Annotated in this window: 15 protein-coding genes; 9 read left to right on the forward strand and 6 right to left on the reverse strand. The window is 71.4% G+C overall.

Annotated elements, in window-relative coordinates; genetic code table 11:
• Positions 1-177 precede the first annotated feature (177 nt).
• Together M2163_RS44325 and M2163_RS44330 are read left to right on the forward strand one after the other, a co-directional pair.
• Positions 178-933, forward strand: a complete 756-nt coding sequence (locus M2163_RS44325; RefSeq protein ID WP_280897423.1) for an ABC transporter ATP-binding protein — start codon at positions 178-180, stop codon at positions 931-933.
• 79 nt (positions 934-1,012) lie between these two features.
• Positions 1,013-3,529, forward strand: a complete 2,517-nt coding sequence (locus tag M2163_RS44330; RefSeq protein WP_280896920.1) for an FtsX-like permease family protein — start codon at positions 1,013-1,015, stop codon at positions 3,527-3,529.
• Positions 3,530-3,661: 132 nt separating this feature from the next.
• Here the strand turns inward: M2163_RS44330 and M2163_RS44335 are convergent, their stop codons facing one another.
• A complete protein-coding gene (locus M2163_RS44335) occupies positions 3,662-4,015 on the reverse strand; it encodes a hypothetical protein (protein ID WP_280896921.1) in 354 nt (117 codons plus the stop codon).
• A gap of 319 nt (positions 4,016-4,334) precedes the next feature.
• Between M2163_RS44335 and M2163_RS44340 the strand changes: the two genes are divergently transcribed.
• The 6 genes from M2163_RS44340 (at position 4,335) to M2163_RS44365 (ending at position 11,251) form a co-directional block, all read left to right on the forward strand.
• Positions 4,335-5,906: an oleate hydratase gene (locus tag M2163_RS44340; RefSeq protein WP_280896922.1), complete on the forward strand. Its 1,572-nt coding sequence runs from the start codon at positions 4,335-4,337 to the stop codon at positions 5,904-5,906.
• 224 nt (positions 5,907-6,130) lie between these two features.
• Positions 6,131-6,823, forward strand: a complete 693-nt coding sequence (locus M2163_RS44345) for a response regulator transcription factor (RefSeq protein WP_280847188.1) — start codon at positions 6,131-6,133, stop codon at positions 6,821-6,823.
• Between the two features lie 144 nt (positions 6,824-6,967).
• The gene (gene gap / locus M2163_RS44350) at positions 6,968-7,996 is read left to right on the forward strand and encodes a type I glyceraldehyde-3-phosphate dehydrogenase (RefSeq protein ID WP_280847187.1); all 1,029 of its coding nucleotides are present in this window, start codon (positions 6,968-6,970) and stop codon (positions 7,994-7,996) included.
• 198 nt (positions 7,997-8,194) lie between these two features.
• The gene (locus tag M2163_RS44355) at positions 8,195-9,073 is read left to right on the forward strand and encodes a universal stress protein (protein ID WP_280847186.1); all 879 of its coding nucleotides are present in this window, start codon (positions 8,195-8,197) and stop codon (positions 9,071-9,073) included.
• Positions 9,074-9,238: 165 nt separating this feature from the next.
• Positions 9,239-10,144: a universal stress protein gene (locus M2163_RS44360; RefSeq protein ID WP_280896923.1), complete on the forward strand. Its 906-nt coding sequence runs from the start codon at positions 9,239-9,241 to the stop codon at positions 10,142-10,144.
• A 354-nt stretch (positions 10,145-10,498) separates the two neighbouring features.
• Positions 10,499-11,251: a class I SAM-dependent methyltransferase gene (locus M2163_RS44365; protein ID WP_280896924.1), complete on the forward strand. Its 753-nt coding sequence runs from the start codon at positions 10,499-10,501 to the stop codon at positions 11,249-11,251.
• Positions 11,252-11,342: 91 nt separating this feature from the next.
• Here the strand turns inward: M2163_RS44365 and M2163_RS44370 are convergent, their stop codons facing one another.
• The 5 genes from M2163_RS44370 to ppdK all read right to left on the reverse strand — a co-directional run bounded on the left by M2163_RS44370 (position 11,343) and on the right by ppdK (position 18,674).
• Positions 11,343-11,801, reverse strand: a complete 459-nt coding sequence (locus M2163_RS44370; protein ID WP_280896925.1) for a PPOX class F420-dependent oxidoreductase — start codon at positions 11,799-11,801, stop codon at positions 11,343-11,345.
• A gap of 110 nt (positions 11,802-11,911) precedes the next feature.
• On the reverse strand, positions 11,912-14,566 hold the full coding sequence (gene adhE / locus M2163_RS44375) for a bifunctional acetaldehyde-CoA/alcohol dehydrogenase (protein WP_280896926.1): 2,655 nt from the start codon (positions 14,564-14,566) through the stop codon (positions 11,912-11,914).
• Positions 14,567-14,756: 190 nt separating this feature from the next.
• A complete protein-coding gene (locus M2163_RS44380; RefSeq protein ID WP_280896927.1) occupies positions 14,757-15,416 on the reverse strand; it encodes a CBS domain-containing protein in 660 nt (219 codons plus the stop codon).
• A gap of 79 nt (positions 15,417-15,495) precedes the next feature.
• Complete coding sequence (locus M2163_RS44385; protein WP_280847180.1) at positions 15,496-15,876, reverse strand: hypothetical protein; 381 nt, start codon at positions 15,874-15,876, stop codon at positions 15,496-15,498.
• Between the two features lie 101 nt (positions 15,877-15,977).
• On the reverse strand, positions 15,978-18,674 hold the full coding sequence (gene ppdK / locus M2163_RS44390; protein WP_280896928.1) for a pyruvate, phosphate dikinase: 2,697 nt from the start codon (positions 18,672-18,674) through the stop codon (positions 15,978-15,980).
• Between the two features lie 266 nt (positions 18,675-18,940).
• Here ppdK and M2163_RS44395 point away from each other — a divergent pair, with 266 nt between their 5' ends.
• On the forward strand, positions 18,941-19,885 hold the full coding sequence (locus M2163_RS44395; RefSeq protein ID WP_280896929.1) for a universal stress protein: 945 nt from the start codon (positions 18,941-18,943) through the stop codon (positions 19,883-19,885).
• The last annotated feature ends 547 nt before the right edge of the window (positions 19,886-20,432 follow it).

Here is a 20,432-nt window from a genome sequence, read left to right on the forward strand (position 1 = left end):
CGGGCGGCAGGCGGGATCGGCCCGGAACGTGCTGGTTCCTAGCGTGTGGATGTCAGCACAGGCCACCGCCAGGAGCATCCGATGACCAGCACCGACCCCTACCGCCTCACGACCTCGGACCACCCGCCTCCCGCGCCCCCGGCCCCTCCTCGTCGTACGGCGTCTGCGGGGCCGGCGATGAGCGCCACGCCCCTCGCCCTGCGCTCCCCGGCCATCGCGCTGGAGCACCTCACCAAGACCTACGCGGGCGGTGTACGAGCCCTCGACGACGTGTCCCTGACGGTCGAACCCGGCACGTTCCTCGCTGTGATGGGTCCATCGGGCTCGGGCAAGAGCACGCTGATGCACTGCGCCGCCGGACTGGACTCGCCCACCTCCGGGAGCATCCGCATCGACGGCCAGGAGATCGCCGGCCTCAACGAGAACCGCCGCACCGAGCTGCGTCGTGAACACGTCGGATTCGTGTTCCAGGCCTACAACTTGATCCCCTCGCTGAGCATCGAGGACAACATCACCCTGCCGCTGCGGCTGGCCGGGCGCAGACCCGACCGGGAGTGGGTGACCACTCTGGTCGAGCGCGTCGGGCTGGCCGCTCGGCTCAGCCACCGGCCCGCCGAGCTGTCCGGGGGGCAGCAGCAACGGGCGGCTGTCGTACGGGCCTTGGCGGCAAGGCCGACCGTGGTGTTCGCGGACGAACCGACCGGAGCGCTGGATCTGCGCAGCGCCCATGAGGTGCTGGAGTTGCTGCGGAGCCTGGTGGACGACCTCGGTCAGACGGTGGTGATGGTCACTCACGACCCGGCGGCCGCCGCCCGCGCCCACCGCGCGCTGGTCATGGCCGACGGGCACGTCGTCGAAGCCCTGGACTCACCTACGGCACCTCAGCTCGCCAACCGACTTGTCGCATTGGGCGAAGACCGGACGCTCCACTGACCGGAGCACGACCGCAGCCCCTTCCCGACCTCACGCAAAAGGCCCACGATCCGGCCCGCCCCGAAAGACAGGTCCGACCATGTTCCCTCTCGCCCTGCGCATGGCCGCCCACCGCATCACCGCGCTGTTCGCCGTGGTGTGTGCGGTGTTGGGCGGTACGGCACTGATCACCGGCACGGGTGTACTGGCCGAGTCCGGACTGCGCTCCACGCTGCCGCCCGGTCGCCTCGGCGGCGCGGACCTGGTGGTCGCCGCCGACCAGGAGTACCGCCCGGGCGGTGACCTGCCTCTCGCTCTTCCCGAGCGCTCCCGTGTCCCGGCCCGATTCGTGAGGGAGTTCGCCGACCTGCCCGGCGTGACGGCCGCGGTCGGCGACCTCGGCTTCCCGGCAGCGCTGGTCGACGGCCGCGGCAGGGTCGTGCCGACCGGCGATGATCCCGCCTCCGCCGGACACGGCTGGTCCTCGGCCGAACTGCTGCCGCATCCGCGCGTGGAAGGACACCAACCGGTCGGCTCGGCGGAGGTCGCGGTCCCCGCGGGTGCGGGCTTCGAACCCGGTGACCGGGTCCAAGTCGTCGCGAACGGCGGACCTTTGACCTCCTACCGGGTCTCCGCGGTCGTCGACGCTCCGGGCGTGGGCGTCTACTTCGCGGACACGACGGCCGTACGACTGTCCGAGCGGGGCACCGGCAGCGTCGACCTGATCGGTCTGCGCACCGCACCCGGCACCGAGCAACAGGTCGCCCGAGCGGTTCGTGACCGATTGTCGGGAACAGAGCTGAAGATCTTCACCGGCGCCGGGATCGGCACCGCTGTCTCACCTGGGGTGGGCTCAGCTCGCTCGTTGCTGATGCTGCTCGCCGGTTCGCTCGGCGGGATCGTGCTTCTGATCACCGGGTTCGTCACGGCCGGGGCGCTGAGCGTGTCGATCGCCGGGCAGCGGCGGGACCTCGCGCTCATGCGGGCGGTGGGGGCGACGCCGAGGCAGATCCGCCGCCTGGCCGCCGGGCAGTCCCTGGTCGTCGCCGCCGTAGCGGTGGTGCCCGGTGTGGCGCTGGGTTATCCGCTGGCCGGGCAGTTCCACCGCATGCTGGGGGAGCGAGGTGTGCTGCCGCCTGAACTCCCCCTGACCTACAGTCCCGTTCCCGCCCTCGCCGCGGTCCTGCTCGTGACGGCGGTCGTGCAGCTCTCGGCCCGGGGTGCGGCCTGGCGTACGTCCCGGATGCCGGCCACCGAGACGGTCGCGGAGTCGCACAGCGAACCGCGCAGGCCCTCGCGCGTCCGTACGCAGGCCGGACTGCTGTTGATCGCCGCCGCGAGCGTGCTGTCCGCGGTCCCGCTGGTTGCCCGTACCGTGCTCGGTGCCTCGGTGACCTCCATCGCCGGGATCGTCGCCGCGATCGGTCTGGCCCTGTCCGGGCCGGCCCTGGTGCGGATGGCGGGCGATGCGGCGGCAAGACGGCTACGGCCCGGCACCGCCGCTCCGACCTGGTTGGCGGTGTCCAACCTGCGGGCGTACGCGTTGCGCATGGCCGGGGTCGTCAGCCCGCTGGCCATGGCGGTCGTCTTTGTGCTGACCTACGTCCTCGCGCAGACCACCGTGCTCGCCGCGAACGCCCAGGACACCCGGGAGGGCACGCTTGCCCAGTACCGTCTGGGCGCGCCGGCCCTCGGCGGCCTGCCGAAGGACACCCAGCGGTCCGTGCGGAGTGTGCGAGGCGTACGGACGGCCGTCCCGGTCGGCACGACCACCGTGATCTGGCCGTACGAGCAGTTCGGCGACACGGAGACGGAGTCGGACCCCGCCACGGTTCTCACGCCGGCCGCGGCCGATGTACTCGACCCCGCGGTGCTGGACGGCAGCCTGTCGCGACTGACCGGTGACACGATCGCCGTCAGCGGCGAGGTCGCCCGGATGCGCGGTGCGGGGCTCGGCCGGCGGGTACGGCTCGTCCTCGGAGACGGCGTGCGGGTCGACGCGCGGGTGGTCGCCGTGTACGACCGCGGACTCGGCTTCGGCCCGCTGTTCCTCTCCCACGACCTGGCCGACGGCCACACCACCTCGCCCCTCGCCCAGAGCCTGCTGGTCAGGACGGACGGGACGAAGGCCACGGAACGCCGGCTGACGGCTCTGACCACCGGGCGCCCAGGACTGACGCTCCAGCACACGGACGCCCCCTCCAGCGCCGACCGGGACACTCCGCCCGAGGTGTGGATCAACCTGGCCACCATCGTCGTCCTGCTCGGCTACCTCCTGCTCAGCATCGCCAACAGGCTTGTGGCGGCGACGGCCCAGCGCCGGACCGAAATCGCCGCGCTCCGACTGGTCGGCACCACACCGCGGCAGATCCGCGCGATGATGCGCAGGGAGGCCGCACTGACGGCGGCCGCCGCACTCGTCTCGGGCCTGCTGCTCTCCGCCCTCCCCCTCGCACTGCTGGGTCAGGGATTCCTGGGCCGCCCCTGGCCCACGGGCCCCCTCTGGCTGCTGCCTGCCATCGCGGCGACGGTCGCCACGACATCCTTCCTGACCGTCGAACTCCCCACCCGACATGCCCTGCGCACGCCACCCGCGGAGGCGATGCGGGCGCAGTGAGGCTGGACGGAGCGGACGCGCACTCGCCCGCGATCCACGACGCCCCCGAACCGCAGCCGAACTGGCAGGACTGACCCGTCGGGTCCCGCATCACCGGCGGGACCCGACGGCTGCGAGGCCTGGCACGCGGTGTCAGCAGAGCGGGACGCCGTCGATCCAGTTGGTGGCGTTGTCGGTGTAGTAGCTGGCCATGTAGCCGCGGTGGCCGCTGGGGGTGAGTACCCAGACCCAGTAGGGGTTGTTGCCGACGCTCTGCGCCCCCTCCTGCTGGCAGTACACCCACACCCGGGCCGGGCTGCTCACCGTGGTCTGCACGTCAGGACAGTTGAAGGCCGACGGGTACAGGTAGCACTGTTCCCCGCCCCCGGCACGGACGTTGACGCCGGAGGCCCAGACGCCGTAGTAGCCCTCGCCATGTCCCGTGGCGTGGGCGGAACCTGCCGTGCCGAAGACGAGGCCGGCGGCGGCGACGACGGCAGAGGTCATGGTCGCGGCGGTGGCCCTCACTGAGCGAATCATGAGTCATTTCCCCCTTGGGGCAGTCGGACGGTCTCAGCGGCCCCAGGACGTACGCATCCTCGGCATCCGCGTTCTCGGCAAGGGTGACCGCTGCCAGGAAGGCGGACCAACGTCTTTCGGCGAGAGCCGAAATGGGCAGACCGGGGGCTCCCGCACCCCCGGCCAGGGCCGTTCGGGCCGTCGCAGGTGCCCAAAGGCCTCTGACGCCGACCGGGCCCCGCGAGAAACGGTGGGCACACCGGCTCCCGTGCGACGGGCGGGCCGGTACCGAGCATGAGGAGCAGTGATGGCCAAGGCATATCTGGTCGGCAGCGGCATCGCGGCGCTGGCCGCGGCGGCGTACCTGATCCGCGACGGCGGCTTCGACGGGGCGGACATCCACCTCCTGGAGGAGCAGGAGCGGATCGGCGGCAGCCTGGACGCGGGGGGCACGCCCGAAACCGGCTACACCATGCGCGGCGGCCGGATGTTCGAGGCGGAGTTCCGCTGCACGTACGACCTGCTGTCCGCCATTCCCTCCCTCGACGATCCGTCGGTGTCGGTCACACAGGAGATCCTCGCCGGGTACGAGACCTTCGCCTGGGACGACATCTCGCGCCTCGTCGACGGGGACGGCGAGATCGTCGACGTGACCTCGATGGGTTTCTCCGAGCACGACCGGCTGGACCTGATGCGCTGTCTGGCCACGCCCGAGGGGCGGCTGGACGGCAAGCGCATCACCGACTGCTTCACGGACCACTTCTTCACCACGAACTTCTGGCACATGTGGTGCACCACCTTCGCCTTCCAGCCCTGGCACAGCGCGATCGAGTTCCGCCGCTACCTCAAGCGGTTCATCCACCTGTTCCCCGGATTCGCCACCATGTCGGGCATCCAGCGCACCCGCTACAACCAGTACGACTCCATCGTCCGCCCGCTGCGGGCCTGGCTGGACGAGCGGGGCGTGACCGTCCACACCGGCTGCCGGGTACGGGACCTGGTGTTCGCGCCGGGGCCGCGGACGAGGGTCGAGCGGATCCTGCTGGCCCGGGACGGGCACGACGACGCGATCCCGGTCGCCCCGGAGGACCTCGTCCTGGTCACCAACGGCTCGATGACGGACGCCTCCTGCCTCGGCTCCCACACCGAGGCACCCGATCCGCGCAGCGCGCGCCGCTCGGACGCCTGGCTGCTGTGGCACCGCCTGGCCCGCGGCAGGCACGACTTCGGCAGTCCCGACGTCTTCGACAAGAACATCCCGGAATCGAGGTGGGAGTCGTTCACCGTCACCGCCCAGGACCCGGCGTTCCTCGACGCCATGGAGAAGTTCAGCGGGCGTGAGACGGGCAGGGGCGGCCTGATGACCTTCACCGCCTCCAACTGGCTGCTCACGATCGTGGTCAACCGCCAACCCGTCTACCGCGACCAGCCCGAGGGCCTGTCGGTGTGGTGGGGCTACGGGCTGTTCCCCGACCGGCCCGGCAACCACACCGGCAAGCCGATGACCGAGTGCTCAGGACGCGAGATCCTCGAAGAGGTTCTGCACCACCTGCGGTTCGAGGAGGACGTGACGCGGCGCGTGCTGGCGGGCTCGACCGTCGTACCTTGCCTGATGCCCTACATCACCAGCCAGTTCCTGGTCCGCCGGTACGGGGACCGGCCCCGGGTGGTGCCCCGGGGATCGGTGAACCTCGCCTTCATCGGGCAGTTCGCCGAGGTGCCGGACGACGTGGTGTTCACCGTCGAGTACTCCGTGCGCACCGCGTGGACGGCCGTCGCCGAGCTGCTCGGCCTCGACCGACGGCCGCCCGAGGTCTACAAGGGGCACCACGACCCGCACGTGTTGAAGGAGGCATTGGACACCACGTACCGCCGGTAGGGGGATCGGGCAATTCCACGGCGAGGTAACTCCACGGCGACAGGCCACAGGTGAGGAAGCAGGTGAGCGCGACACCGTCGAGTCTCCCGTGTGCACAGGCGCCGCGACGGGTAGGGCCGACCGGCCCTGGCCTCTCGGCCTCGAATCGACAAAGATCCACGGAGTACGCGTGCCGGTTCCGGGAACGGGACCGGCACCACCACGCACACGACGAGGAGCATCACATGGCGGACAGCGAGCGGCCCGGCCCTGACCATCCCATCCGGGTCTTTCTGCTGGACGACCACGAGGTCGTACGACGAGGGGTGCGTGACCTGCTCGACGACGAACCGGACATCAGCGTCGTCGGTGAGGCCGGCACGGTCGAGCAGGCACTGGTACGGGTGCCCGCACTGCGCCCGCAGGTAGCCGTCCTCGACGTCCGTCTGCCGGACGGTGACGGGGTGAGCGTGTGCCGTGAGCTGCGCTCGAACATGCCCGAACTGGCCTGCCTGATGCTGACCTCGTTCGACGACGAGGAGGCACTGCTGGACTCGATCATGGCAGGCGCCTCCGGTTATGTCCTGAAGCAGATCCAGGGCTCCGACCTCGTCTCGGCGGTCCGCACGGTGGCCGCGGGCCAGTCACTGCTCGACGCCAGCGCCACCACCAGGCTGATGGCACGCCTGCGGGACGGCCAGCAGAAGGAGGAGGAGCCGGACACGCTTCCGGGGCTGACCGAGCGGGAGCGGGAGATCCTGGCACTGATCGGCGAAGGGCTGACGAACCGGCAGATCGGGCAGCGGCTCTACCTCGCCGAGAAGACGGTGAAGAACCACATCTCCCGGCTGCTGGCGAAGCTCGGCGTGGAACGGCGCATCCAGGCCGCCGTCATCGCCACCCAGGCACAGGACCGGCAACGGCAGCAGGGCGACTGACCGTCGGCTGCCGCCCGTGCCGTGGGCCGGCCGCGGGGCCGAAGGTCCCTCCTGCTCGGCCCCGTACGACCCAAGCCCCGGCCGGTCCGGAGTCCGCAGTCTGGTGGGACAGACATCGGTGGACATTCCCGGAGGGCGACGGACATGAGCGTGCGCGTGGGCATCAACGGCTTCGGCCGCATCGGACGAAACTACCTGCGCGGTGCGTTGGAGCGCGCACAGGACGGCACCGGTACACCGGTCGAGGTCGTCGCGGTGAACGACCTGACCTCGTCGGCGGCGCTGGCACACCTGCTGGCGTACGACTCCACATACGGCCGGCTGGGCCGGACCGTGGAACACGACGAGACGTCCCTGACGGTGGACGGTCACCGCATCGCCGTGACCGCCGAGCGCGACCCCGCCGAGCTGGCCTGGGGCGATCTCGGCGTGGACGTCGTCATCGAGTCGACGGGCCGTTTCCGCACCCGTGAGCAGGCCGGCCGGCACCTGGCGGCGGGTGCCCGGAAGGTGCTCCTTTCGGTGCCCGGCAAGGACGTCGACGCCACCGTGGTCATGGGCGTCAACGAGGGCACCTATGACCCGGACCGTCACCACGTGGTCTCCAACGCGTCCTGCACCACCAACTGCGTGGCCCCCATGGTCAAGGTGATGGACGAATCCTTCGGCCTGGTCAAGGGCCTGATGACCACCATTCACGGCTACACCAACGACCAGGTCGTCCTGGACGGCCCGCACAAGGATCTGCGGCGCGGCCGCAGTGCCGCCGTGAACATCATCCCCACCAGCACCGGTGCCGCCCGAGCCGTGGGCCTGGTCCTGCCGGAACTGGCCGGCACGCTCGACGGGATCGCCGTGCGGGTCCCGGTGGAGGACGGCTCGCTGACCGATCTGAGCCTGGTCCTGGAGCGGCCGGCGAGCGTGGAGGAGATCAACGCGGCGTTCCGGGAGGCCGCCGACGGACCGCTCAAGGGAATCCTGCGGGTGTCGGACGCGCCGATCGTCTCGCGCGACGTGGTCGGCGACCCGGCCTCGTGCGTCGTGGACGCCCCGCTGACACAGGCGCACGGCGAGCTGGTGAAGGTCTTCGGCTGGTACGACAACGAGTGGGGCTACACCAACCGCCTGCTCGACCTCACCGAGTACGTCGCGGAACGGCTCCCGCGCGGCTGAGCACCCCAGTTCCCGGACCCCGGCGCTCGCGCCGGGGTCCGGCCGTTCGACGACAGGCCCGGACCGGTGCGGCGGCCGGGAGCGGTGCCCCTGAAGGCCGCGTACGAGGGGACCGTCGGCCGCGGGGCAGGGACCAGTGGTCCCTGCCCGTCCGGCCGCACGGAACGGAGACTCGAAGCACCTTGAAGGAGGTTTCCCATGACCCGCACCCTCACCGTCGGACTGGACGGCTCACCGGAGAGCCTGGCCGCCGCGGACTGGGCCGCCCGTGAAGCACTTCTGCGTGACCTGCCCCTGCGGTTGGTGAACGCCTCGGAGTGGCAGGCCCCCGCCTACGCGCCGCCGAGCGGACTCGGCGTGCCGGCGCCGCCGCGGGAGCTGCAGCACGCGGCTGCGCAGCGCCTCCTGGACGAGGCGCGGGCCCACGTCGCGGACCGGCACCCCGGTCTGCGGATCGAGGTCGAGGACATCCCCGGTCTGCCCGTGCAGGCCCTGTTGAAGGCCGCGGAGGAATCCGAACTGCTGGTCCTGGGATCTCGAGGTCTGGGCAGGATCACCGGCTTCCTGCTCGGCTCCGTCTCCCTCGCCGTCCTGGCCGGGAGCGAGCGGCCCGTGGTCGTCGTACGGTCCGCCGCACCCGACGAGCAGGACCGGCCGACCGACGTCGTTCTCGGACTCGATCTGGACAGGCCGAACGACACGGTGATCGACTTCGCGTTCGACGCGGCGTCGCGGCGCGCGGCACGTCTGCGTGTCGTCCACGGCTGGACGCTGCCGCCCTACCTTTACGGCGGGGACCTCATGCCCGAACTGGACGACGACCTGGGCAGGCGGGTGCGAGACGAACTCGCCGAGGTGCTGCGGCCGTGGCAGGAGAAGTTCCCCGGCGTGGAGGTGAGCACGCAGACCACCGTCGGCGGCGCGGGACCCCATCTGGTCGAGGCTTCCCAGGACGCGGCACTGGTGGTCGTGGGCCGAAGGATCCGCCGGGCAGCGGTCGGCACGCACATCGGGCCGGTGACCCATGCACTTCTGCATCACGGCACCGCGCCGGTGGCGGTCATCCCGCACGAGTGACCGCGGCCGGTCCGGACCGGGCTTGCTCGGCGGAGTTGCCGCCGGACCGCCGCGTCGTCGCGCAGACGGGCCGACCGGCCCTGCGCCCGGGACCTGCGGTCCCTGCCCGTTCGGGCCGTGGGCAGAGATCCTCGAAGAGAACACAACGACACCGGAGGTGGGCTCATGCCCGGCATGATCATCGTAGGACTCGACGGCTCGATCGAGAGCAGGGCCGCCGCGGACTGGGCCGCCCGTGAGGCGTCGTTGCGCGGTCTGACGGTGCGGCTGGTGCATGTGTGGCAGCCGGCGCCGGATCCGATGGCGCAGGCACCGCTCCTCGGTGCCGAAACCCACCAGCACTGGACCGAGCGCATCCCCCGCGAGGCCGCCCAGGGCCTGCGGCTGCGTCACCCCGGCGTCGAGGTGAGCACGGAGCAGCGCAGCGGGACCCCTGCCGACGTCCTCCTGGACGCCGCCAGGGACGCGGAGCTGCTGGTTCTCGGCTCCCGCGCGCTGAGCGGCATCGGCGGCTTCCTCGTCGGCTCCGTCGGACAGTCGGTGGCTGCCCGCGCCGAGGTGCCTCTGGTGCTGGTCCGGGCCGGAGAGCAGGCTGCCGACGAGCATCTCAAGGACGCTGCCGGCATCCCGTCCGCCGCCACCGGCTTCCGGCCGGTCGTCCTGGGCCTGGACACGAGCAGCCCCGACGATCAGGTGATCTCCTTCGCCTTCGAGGAGGCGCTGCGCCGCACCGCCACCCTGGCCGTCGTCCACAGCTGGAACCTGCCGTCCTACTACGCGTACACCGTGGCCGGCGGTTACGACCCCCGTGAGGACATCGCCCGCGCACAGGCCGGCGCTCTCACCGAGGTGCTGCTGCCCTGGCGGGAGAAGTACCCGGAGGTCAAGGTGGAGGAGATGTCCCGTACTGGCAGCCCCGCGAGCCACCTGATCGACGCTTCCCACGAGGCTTCGCTCGTCGTCGTCGGCCGCCGGGTGCGCCGCAGCCCGTTCGGCGTGCACATCGGATCCGTCACCCACGCGGTCATGCACCACGCCACCGCCCCCGTCGCGGTCGTCGCCCACGAGTGAGCCGGCGGATCCGGCCGATCCCTACGGCCAGTCAACGAGTCCGGGGCGCTCCCCGTCGTCGAGGAGCGCCCCGGACTCGCGTCCGCGTCGAGGCAGCCGGACTGGGCCACAGCGTTCGCCCTTGAGCACCGCTGGAAAGCTCGTCGAAACAGTCTCCCTGCAGTAGCCGAGGACGGCTCCATGACGGCCTCGGACGACAGGCTGGGCGGACGCCGAGCCGGGGCCTGGAGTGGGTGTTCGCCGGGAGCCTCCGGAGCCGACAGCAGCCCGCTCCAGGCATCGCCCTACACCGCCTGACATGGTCTTTCGCCTTCCTCGCTCCTATGATCGACATCGGTCGAAAGGGGGGGCCGGATGGACCGGACCGTGCGCACCGTCGAGGACGTTCTCGCGCTCTTGGACAGGCTCTTCGCAGCTGAATCCGAGGCCGTCCGCTTCGCCACGGGCGACGGCAAGGACTTCTGGGACCGCTTCTACGCCGACCGGTCAAGGCCGGTCCCGTTCTTCGTGCCGAAGCCGGACGAGAACCTGGCTGCCTACCTTGACCAGGGCCTGATCGCTCCCGGCCGGGCCCTGGACCTGGGATGCGGCCCGGGCCGCAACGCGCTCTACCTCGCCGCGCGCGGCTTCCAGGTGGACGCCGTCGACCTTTCCCCGAAAGCCGTCGCCTGGGGCGAGGAGCGGGCTCAGGAGGCTGGAGTCGACGTCCGCTACCTGTGCGGTGACGCTTTCGCCCTTCCCGCCGCCGAGTTGAGCGGCCCGTACGACCTGGTCGTCGACTCGGGGTGCTTCCACCACCTGCCGCCGCACCGCCGGGTCAGCTACCTGGCTCTGCTCGACCGCGTCCTCGCTCCTGGCGGCCACCTCGCTCTCACCAGCTTCGCGGCCGGCGAGGGGGGAATGGGGTCGGAACTGGCGGATGCGGACCTCTACCGTGCACGTGATGTGCAGGGTGGCCTCGCCTACACTCCCGAATCGCTGCGCTGGATCTTCTCCGACCTGGTGGAGGTCGAACTGCGCCGGATGCGGGAGGAGCCCCCTGGGTCAGAACTGTTCGGCATGACGTTCCTGTGGACCGCCTTGTTCCGCCGGGGCGCGGCCGCCTGAGGGCGGTCCAGTCCGCGACCGTCCGCCATCACGCGACCGTGCTGGTCGCAGCCCACCACGTATGGCTACGACCAGCGCGACCTGATGCGTCCTAGCCGTTGATGTCGAGTGCTGTTCCGTACAGCCGGTCCACCTTCAGGCGAATGACCACGCGGCGCTCGGCAACCAGCTGCTCCAAGAACGCGTCTTCATCCTCCGGCTTCGCAGCCTGCGGGATCATTCCGAGCAGTTCCCGACCGACCGCATCGCCAGGAACCGTCGTGGTCCCCGAGACCTCGGCCTCGCCTTCCGCCACGGCGAACGACCATACGTCGCCGCCCTGCACATGCAGTGAGGCACGCGGATCGCGCCGCAGGTGCCGGACCTTGACGCGGTCGATTGTCGTGGAGAACCGCACGATGCGGGCGTCGGAGTCCCAGCTGTACAGCATGGTGGTCAGGTGGGGATGGCCACTGCGCTTGACGGTGGCGAGCGTGCCGAACTGCTGCTTGCCAAGCAGGTCGGAGAGGGCTTCGTCGGACAGGTGGCGAGGCGCGGGTCCTTGAGTCATGACGTGATCAACACCCGTGGCCGTCCAACCATTTCGTGGACGCTGCGAATGGGGCACACGCGGGGAGGGGCGGGCTCACCTGCCCGCCCCTCCCGCACGGCCCGCCGCCGTCAGCCGTAGTACGCGGTGCGCATGATCCCCTGCATGTCGTCGAGCATCGGCATGCGGGGGTTGGCGGGCGCGCACTGGTCCTCGTAGGCGTTCAGGGCCTGTTGGGGCAGGGCGTCCAGGTACGTCCGCTCGTCGATGCCGAGGGCCTGGAACGTCGGCTCGATACCGACGGCGTCCCGCAGGCGTTCCACGGCCCGGGCGAGCGATTCCACGCCCTCCTCCGGCGTGGTGGCGGGCAGGCCGAGGGTGCGCGCGATGTCCTGGAAGCGCTCGGGGGCGCGGTAGTGCTCGTACTTGGGCCAGCCGGTCAGCTTGGTGGGGACGCTGCCGTTGTAGCGGATGACGTGCGGCAGCAGGACCGCGTTGGTGCGTCCGTGCGCGACGTGGAAGGTGGCACCGAGGGTGTGGGACATCGCGTGGACGATGCCGAGGAAGGCGTTGCCGAAGGCCATGCCCGCGATGGTCCCGGCGTTGTGCATCTTCTCCCGAGCCTCGGGGGAGCCGGCGCGGTCGTTCACCGCCGCCTCGAGGTGGCCGAAGACGAGGCGTATCGCGTGCAGGGCGAGGCCGTCGGTGAAGTCGTTGGCGTAGACGGAGACATACGCCTCGATGGCGTGGGTGAGGGCGTCGAAGCCGCTGTCGGCGGCGAGCGCGGGGGGCAGGACGGTCGTGAGCAGCGGGTCGACGATGGCGACGCTGGGGGTGAGCGCGTAGTCGGCCAGCGGGTACTTCTTGCCGGTGGCGGGGTCGGAGATGACGGCGAACGGGGTGACTTCCGCGCCGGTGCCGGACGTGGTGGGCACGCACACCAGACGGGCGAGTTTGCCGAGGGTGGGGAAGCGGAAGGCACGCTTGCGGATGTCGGAGAACTTCTGCCGCATGTCCGTGAAGTCGACCTCGTTGCCGGCGGCATGCTGCTCGTACAGCAGCCACATCACCTTGGCCGCGTCCATGGGGGAGCCGCCGCCGAGCGCGATGATCGTGTCGGGACGGAAGTCGCCCATCAAACGGGCTCCGCGCCGCACCGAGTCGATGCTGGGCTCGGGTTCGACGTTGTCGATGATCTGGAGGGTGACCGGTTCGGGACGGCTCTGCAGGACCCGGCTGACCCGGTCGACGAAGCCGAGCCTGGTCATGGTGGCGTCGGTGACGACGGTGACGCGGTGGACGTCGGGCATGGAGGTCAGGTAACGGATGGCCTGCGGTTCGAAGTAGATCTTCGGCGGGACCTTGAACCACTGGAGGTTGTTGCGGCGGGTGGAGACCCTCTTGACGTTGAGCAGTTGCGCGGCGGAGACGTTGTTCGACACCGAGGTGCTTCCCCAGGAGCCGCAGCCGAGGGTCAGCGACGGCAGCAGGCCGTTGTAGATGCCGCCGATGGCGCCCTGCGAGGAAGGCGCGTTGACGATGATGCGTACGGTCTTCATGCGCATGCCGTACGCCTCGGCCAGCGCGGTGTCCTCGGTGTGGATGACGGCGCTGTGGCCCTGTCCGTGGAAGGCGACCATGTCGGCGGCCAGGTCGAAACCGTGGCGCTCGTCCCGGGCACGGAGCACGGCCAGTACGGGGCACAGCTTCTCGCGGGTCAACGGCTCGTCCGGGCCCACCCGTTCGGCCTCGACGAGGATGACGGAGGTGTTCTCCGGTACGGAGAACCCGGCCTGTTCGGCGATCCATGCCGGGCTCTGGCCCACGGCCGCCGCGTTGACCTTCGGTTCGCAGCCGGCCCCCGAGCCGCCGGAAGCGGGGAAGAGGAACGACTCCAGCTTCGCCTTCTCGTCCGCGTCTGCGAGGTGGGCGTGCAGGGTGCGGAACTCGTCCACGGCCTGGTCGTAGATGTCGGTGTCCAGGATGACGGCCTGTTCGGAGGCGCAGATCATGCCGTTGTCGAAGGACTTCGACAGGACCAGGTCGTTGACGGCCCGGCGCAGCTTCGCCGTGTGGTGCACGTAGGCGGGGACGTTGCCGGCGCCGACGCCCAGCGCGGGCTTTCCGGCCGAGTAGGCGGCCTTGACCATGGCGTTGCCGCCGGTGGCGAGGATCAGGGAGACGCCGGGGTGCCGCATCAGCAGACCGGTCGCCTCGACGGACGGCTGCTCGATCCACTGCACGCAGTGTTCCGGCGCGCCCGCGGCGATCGCGGCGTCCCGCACGATGCGGGCGGCCTCGGCGCTGCAGCGCTGGGCGGAGGGGTGGAAGGCGAACACCACCGGGTTGCGGGTCTTCAGGGCCATCAGCGCCTTGAAGAGCGTGGTGGAGGTCGGATTGGTGACCGGGGTGACCGCGGCCACCACGCCCACCGGCTCGGCGATCTCGACCATGTCCTCGACGTCGTCACGGCCTATGACCCCGACGGTCTTCATGCGGCCCATGCTGTGCGTGACGTGCTCGCACGCGAACATGTTCTTGGCCGCCTTGTCCTCGAAGACACCGCGTCCCGTCTCGTCGACCGCGAGGCGGGCCAGGGCGGTGTGCTGGTCGAGGGCGGCGACCGAGGCCTTCTTGACGATGTGGTCGACCTGCTCCTGGGTCAGGGACTCGTAGTCCGCGAGCGCCTTCAGACCGGCCGTGACCAGACGGTCCACGGCGACCGCGGTGTCCGACGGGACCTTGCTCACGGCCGTGGCCCCGGTCCGCGCGTCGTTTCGGGTCATGGTGGTCTGCCTCCGTTGTCAGGGACCGCCGTGCGATTACGGCGGCGCAGGGCGGGAGCGTCTCCTGTGCCGTAGATCGCTTCCTGGATCCACTCTCACCTGCGGCCCCGGTCGGACGCAGGCGCCGAAGGACCCCACCTGGGACCGTCCGGCCCTGATCGATCGGGGACCCTCGGTCCGGAGCTGACGCTCACCGCGCTCCCAGGTGCGAGGGGTGGGTGTCGGCAGGAACAGGGGGCGCGCAGTCGTCGACGGAGAACGCCAGGGCGTTCACCACCCCGACGACGCCTTCCAGCCGCCACGCCAGGTGCACGGCCTCCGCGACCTGGCTGCGCTGTTGTACGCGGCCGTCGAGGGTGACCACTCCGTCACGAACACGGACGGTGACGGCGTCGGGCCGCAGCCCCAGCCGTCCTACGAGGACCTCCTCGGTGACCTGGCGCCCGATGTCGTCGTCCGTCCGCAGGAAGACCCGCAGCAGATCCCGGCGGGTCGCGATGCCGATGAGCCGGTCCTCCTCGTCGACCACGGGGAGGCGTTCGACGCCGCGGCGTTCCATCAGCCGGGCCGCTTCCGGGACGGTCTGCTCGGGGTGCACGGTGACGGCCGGTGTCGTCATCAGGTCGTGCGCGGTGAGGGCGCCGTCAGGGTTCTTCCCCGACCGGCGCGCCTGCGCGCGGACCAGGTCCGTGCCGGAGACGACACCGATCACCTTGTCGTCGTCGTCGACGACGGGCAGACCGCTGATGTGGTGGCGGTCGAGCAGCCGGACGAGGTCCTTGAAGGACGTGGCGCGCCGGGCCTGGACGACGTCGCTGGTCATCACCTGACCGACGGTGTGGGATGTCATGGCGGGTCACTCCTGGAGCTGCCGCGGTGCCGGGACGCCGGGGAGTGGACCCGGACGTCCCGGCACCGCGTCGACTTGGTTATGCGGGGCCGCCGCGCCACGGGGGCGGTGTGGCCGTCCTGCGCGTCTCGTGTGCGCGGTTCGCGGTGCGTTCCGTCATGTCGCGCAGGCGGTCGTGGAGCCGGTCGGCGAGTTCCCGGGCGCTCGCCTCGCGCGCGTGGACGACCACGAGATCGCCGCCGACCCGGATCTCGGCGCCGGCCGACCAGGGCGGTTCGACGTGGTGCGCCGCCGCTCGGACGATCCGTACCTCACCGCTGACGGGCGGGAGGCCGGGCCGGTCCAGAGCGGCACCGACCTTCTCCCCGAGGTAGGCCAGCGCCTCCTCGTCCACGTCACCGTCGGCCCGCAACCGCACGGTGCCGGCGAGGCCACGGGTGCCGATGTCCTTGGCTGTCATGTGTTCTCCCTGTGTTCGTTTCGCAGGCAGTGCCATCCTGCTGTCGGCTCCGCTCCGGTCACAGGGCCGGGCGGCCCACGGCGCAGTGCCGAGCGTCCCCGTCACCTGCTGTCGCTGGTGTCGGTCGGCTCCAGTGCGGCCCGTCCTGCCTCCAGGCGGGCGACCGGCACGCGGAACGGGGAGCACGAGACGTAGTCCAGTCCGGCCGCGTGGAAGAAGTGCACGGAGTCGGGGTCGCCGCCGTGCTCGCCGCAGACGCCGATCTTCAGGTCGGGGCGCGCGGCACGACCCTCGTCGACCGCGATCCGCACCAGCCGTCCCACTCCGTCGCGGTCGATGGTCTCGAACGGCGAGGCGCTGAAGATCCCCTTGTCCAGATACGCGGAGAAGAAGGCCGCCTCGACGTCGTCGCGGGAGAAGCCCCAGGTGGTCTGGGTGAGGTCGTTGGTGCCGAAGGAGAAGAACTCCGCCTCCTGCGCGATCCGGCCGGCCGTCAGCGCGGCCCTGGGCAGCTCGATCATGGTGCCGACGGGGCAGTGCACGGGGACGCCGGACTCCTGGGAGACCTCGGTCAGCACCCGTTCCACTTCCTCGCGTTCGATGCGCAGTTCCTCGACGGCGCCGACCAGCGGCACCATGATCTCGGCCCGCGGAGAACCGCCGGCCCTCGTGCGCTCCACGACGGCCTCGGCGATGGCCCGCACCTGCATGGCGACCAGGCCCGGCACCACCAGGCCGAGACGGACACCGCGGAGCCCGAGCATCGGGTTCTCCTCGTGCATGCGGTTGACGGCTTCGAGGAGTTCGGCGTCGCGCTGGTCGGGCGGAGTGCCCTTGGCCTCGGCAGTGGCGATGCGCACGGCGAGGTCGGTGCGGTCGGGCAGGAACTCGTGCAGGGGCGGGTCGATGAGCCGGATGGTGACCGGCAGGCCGTCCATCGCCTCCAGGATGCCGGTGAAGTCCTGCCGTTGCAGCGGCAGCAGCGCACGGAGCGCGTCCTCGCGTTCCGTCTCGTCGCGGGCCAGGATCATCGCCTCGACCAGCTTGCGGCGTTCGCCGAGGAACATGTGCTCGGTACGGCACAGCCCGACGCCCTGCGCGCCGAAGCGGCGGGCCCGGGCGGCGTCCTCGGGGGTGTCGGCGTTGGCACGCACCTCCAGGCGCCGGACGCTGTCGGCCCTGGCCAGGACGCGAGCGACCGCTTCGACCACGCCGGTGGTGTCCGCGGCCGTGGAGCCGTCCTCCAGGAAGCGGATGACCGCCGAGTCCGTCAGCGGCACCGATCCGGCGTACACCTGGCCGGTGGAGCCGTCCACGGAGACGACCGTGCCCTCCTCGACGACTGTGCCGTCCGGGGCGGTGAAGCGGCGTTGGTCGAGGTCGACGGCGAGCTCCTCGGCGCCGCAGACGCAGACCTTGCCCATGCCGCGGGCGACCACGGCCGCGTGACTGGTCTTGCCGCCGCGGCTGGTGAGGACGGCCTGGGCGGCGATCATGCCGGGCAGGTCGTCGGGGGTGGTCTCCTGGCGGACCAGGACCACCTTCTCGCCGGCCGCCGCGCGCCGCACCGCTTCGGCGGAGTCGAACACCGCTGCACCGACCGCGGCACCGGGCGAGGCGGGAAGTCCGTGAGCGAGGGGATCTCCGGTCTGTGAGGTGTCGAACCGCGGGAACATCAGCCGGGCCAACTGCTCTCCGCCGACCCGCGCCAGTGCCTCGTCCTCGGTGATCAGCGTTTCGTCCGCGAGCTGGGCGGCGATCGCGAAGGCGGCCTCGGCGGTGCGCTTGCCGACCCGTGTCTGGAGCATCCACAGGGTGCCGCGCTCGATGGTGAACTCGATGTCGCACAGGTCGCGGTAGTGCCGTTCCAGGGTCTCCATGTGTGCGCGCAGCCGGGCGTGGGAGGCGGGGTCCAGGCGCTCCAGTTCGGTCAGCGTCACCGTGTTGCGGATGCCGGCCACGACGTCCTCGCCCTGTGCGTCGGGCAGGTAGTCGCCGTACAGGCCGGGCCGTCCGGTGGCCGGGTCGCGGGTGAAGGCGACCCCGCTGCCGGAGTCGGGCCCGAGGTTGCCGAACACCATGCGCTGCACGTTGACGGCCGTGCCGAGGTCGTCGGCGATGTGCTCACGCCGCCGGTACAGACGGGCGCGTTCACCGTTCCAGGATTCGAAGACGGCCAGCACCGCTCGGCGCAGCTGGTCGGCGGGGGCCTGCGGGAAGTACTCGCCGGTCTCCCTGCGGATCAGTTCCTTGAACGTCTCGACAAGTCCGGCGAGGTCCCCTGCCGTCAGGTGGACGTCGTCCGGGACCCCGCGCACCTCCTTGAGGTCCGCGAGGACACGCTCGAAGTGCGCGGAGTCGACGCCCATCACGGTGCTGCCGAACATCTGCAGCAGCCGGCGGTAGGAGTCCCAGGCGAAGCGCTCGTTGCCGGAGACCTTGGCCAGACCGAGGACGGACTCGTCGTTCAGGCCGATGTCGAGGATCGTCTCCATCATGCCCGGCATGGAGAAGCGGGCCCCGGAGCGGACGGACAGCAGCAGCGGGTCGTCGGGCTGTCCCAGCAGCCGGCCCGCGGCGGTCTCGACGGCGGTCAGGTGCGAGGAGATCTCCGCCCACAGACCTGCGGGCTCGCCACCGGTGTCCAGGTAGGCCCGGCACGCCTCGGTGGTGATGGTGAAGCCCTGGGGCACGGGCAGGCCCAGGCGGGTCATCTCGGCGAGGTTCGCTCCCTTGCCACCGAGCAGGTCGGCCATGTCCCGGCCACCTTGGGTGAAGTCGTACACGTAACGGACCATGACGCGTGCTCCTCGGACGGACGGCTTGGTCCTTCCAGCGTGGGACGGTGCCGGCGCCTGCGCGAGGTGCCGGCGGTCCCCAGCGGGGAGGCCGACCGGCCCTGTGCTCGCACCGGGTCGGGAGGGCCTCGCGTGCGGCGCGGTGCCGACCGGCGCAGGACCCGAGGAGTACCGAAGCGGGGCCGAACGGCCCTTTGGCGTCCAGGGCCCGCGGGTGGAGGCTCGCAGGCATCGGGACAGATACCGGCTGGGGGAGATGACATGTCATGACGCGCGACATCACCGTAGGGGTCGACGGCACATCCGCGGGTCTCGCCGCCGCGCACTGGGCGGCCCTGGAGGCCCGCCGGCGGGGGAGTGGCCTCACCATGGTGCACGTCTGGCACCGCCATCCCCGTCCCGCGCCCGACGTCCCCTTCGGCCGCACCGAGCGCGACTGGGCCGAGGAGATCCTGCGGGAGGCCGCACACGGTCTGCGGGCGGCCCACCCGGACCTGCGTGTCACCGAGCGACTGGTGTGCGACGCGACGGTCACGGCACTGGTGGCCGCCGACTGCGACATGCTGGTTCTCGGTTCACTCGGTCTGGGGCCCGTCGCCGGGTTCGTGACCGGGTCCGTGTCCCAGCGCGTCGTGGCACGCTGCACCCGACCGGTGGTGCTGGTCCGGGCCGGGCGGGGCGCGGCCGAGGACCATCTTCCCGCCGTTGACGGCGTCGCGCCGGAGGAGATCCCGAGGACGCCCTACCGTGAGGTCGTCCTCGGTCTGGACACGGGTCATCCCTGCGACGAACTCATCGACTTCGCCCTCGACGCCGCACGGCGCCGCGACACGGGCCTGCATGTCGTGCACGCCTTCCGCACCTCCGCCAGGCCCGTGTCCGACGCCTCGCTGCTGGTAGCTCCCCCCGGTTCCGTGAACCCGGTACCGGCCCCGCGAGTGGCGGCGGCAGCCCAGGCGCAGGCCGACGCCGAGCGCGAGGTGAGCGCGGTGCTCCGCGCCTGGCGGGACAAGTACCCCACCGTCCCGGTGACCGAGTCGGTCATCGAGGGGCGGGCGGCGGTCGCGCTGGTGCACGCGGCCCACGACGCCGCCCTGCTGGTGGTGGGACGCCGGGGAACCGGCCAGCGCATCGGCGCCCACGCCGGTCCGGTCGTGCACGCGGTTCTGCATCACGCCGGGTGTCCGGTGGCGGTGGTCCCGCACGGCTGAGCGGCCAGGACAGGGGGCACCAGGCGGTCCCTGGGCCGTGGTCCCGCACGGGTGAGTGGCCAGGACGGTGGCACCAGGCGGCCCCTCGACGCAGGCTGGCCGGCGGGCATCCAGCGGGATACCGGCCGGCCCGCCTGCGTCGAGGGGCCGCCCGTCGCCCTCCGATGACGGCCGTCGCGATGCGCCCTCCGCGGCCGGCCGCGCCTGCTGGCGTTCTGCGGGCGAGGAACCCCGGGCCCGCTGGCCGGCTGCGTTTCCTGCGGTTCTGTAGGCGAGGGACTTGCGGGCCCGCTGGCCGACCGCGCCTGCTGGCGTTCTGTGGGCAAGGGACCTGCCCGTCCGCTGCGACCGCGACTGCTGGGGATCTGCGGGCGAGGAACTCCCGGGCCCGCTGGCCGGCCGCACCCGCCGGGGCCCCGGCCCCGCTCACGACGCGGTGCCCGTCCGTCCCGGCGCCCGCGACGACTGGCCGTGGGCCGTGGCGCCCCACGTGACGGGAGGGCCGAACGTCCTGGTCGGCGGGGACCACCGGGGCCGCCGAGGTGCC

This window comes from Streptomyces sp. SAI-135 (genome assembly GCF_029893805.1).
Lineage (GTDB): Bacteria > Actinomycetota > Actinomycetes > Streptomycetales > Streptomycetaceae > Streptomyces.

Excerpts from the sequence above, each read along its gene's own strand:
- M2163_RS44380 (WP_280896927.1), bottom strand. The coding sequence starts at position 15,416 with ATGACATCCCACACCGTCGGTCAGGTGATGACCAGCGACGTCGTCCAG.
- M2163_RS44325 (WP_280897423.1), top strand. The coding sequence starts at position 178 with ATGAGCGCCACGCCCCTCGCCCTGCGCTCCCCGGCCATCGCGCTGGAG.
- M2163_RS44360 (WP_280896923.1), top strand. The coding sequence starts at position 9,239 with ATGCCCGGCATGATCATCGTAGGACTCGACGGCTCGATCGAGAGCAGG.
- M2163_RS44335 (WP_280896921.1), bottom strand. The coding sequence starts at position 4,015 with ATGACCTCTGCCGTCGTCGCCGCCGCCGGCCTCGTCTTCGGCACGGCA.
- M2163_RS44355 (WP_280847186.1), top strand. The coding sequence starts at position 8,195 with ATGACCCGCACCCTCACCGTCGGACTGGACGGCTCACCGGAGAGCCTG.
- ppdK (WP_280896928.1), bottom strand. The coding sequence starts at position 18,674 with ATGGTCCGTTACGTGTACGACTTCACCCAAGGTGGCCGGGACATGGCC.
- M2163_RS44340 (WP_280896922.1), top strand. The coding sequence starts at position 4,335 with ATGGCCAAGGCATATCTGGTCGGCAGCGGCATCGCGGCGCTGGCCGCG.
- M2163_RS44330 (WP_280896920.1), top strand. The coding sequence starts at position 1,013 with ATGTTCCCTCTCGCCCTGCGCATGGCCGCCCACCGCATCACCGCGCTG.
- adhE (WP_280896926.1), bottom strand. The coding sequence starts at position 14,566 with ATGACCCGAAACGACGCGCGGACCGGGGCCACGGCCGTGAGCAAGGTC.
- M2163_RS44345 (WP_280847188.1), top strand. The coding sequence starts at position 6,131 with ATGGCGGACAGCGAGCGGCCCGGCCCTGACCATCCCATCCGGGTCTTT.
- M2163_RS44385 (WP_280847180.1), bottom strand. The coding sequence starts at position 15,876 with ATGACAGCCAAGGACATCGGCACCCGTGGCCTCGCCGGCACCGTGCGG.
- gap (WP_280847187.1), top strand. The coding sequence starts at position 6,968 with ATGAGCGTGCGCGTGGGCATCAACGGCTTCGGCCGCATCGGACGAAAC.
- M2163_RS44370 (WP_280896925.1), bottom strand. The coding sequence starts at position 11,801 with ATGACTCAAGGACCCGCGCCTCGCCACCTGTCCGACGAAGCCCTCTCC.
- M2163_RS44395 (WP_280896929.1), top strand. The coding sequence starts at position 18,941 with ATGACGCGCGACATCACCGTAGGGGTCGACGGCACATCCGCGGGTCTC.
- M2163_RS44365 (WP_280896924.1), top strand. The coding sequence starts at position 10,499 with ATGGACCGGACCGTGCGCACCGTCGAGGACGTTCTCGCGCTCTTGGAC.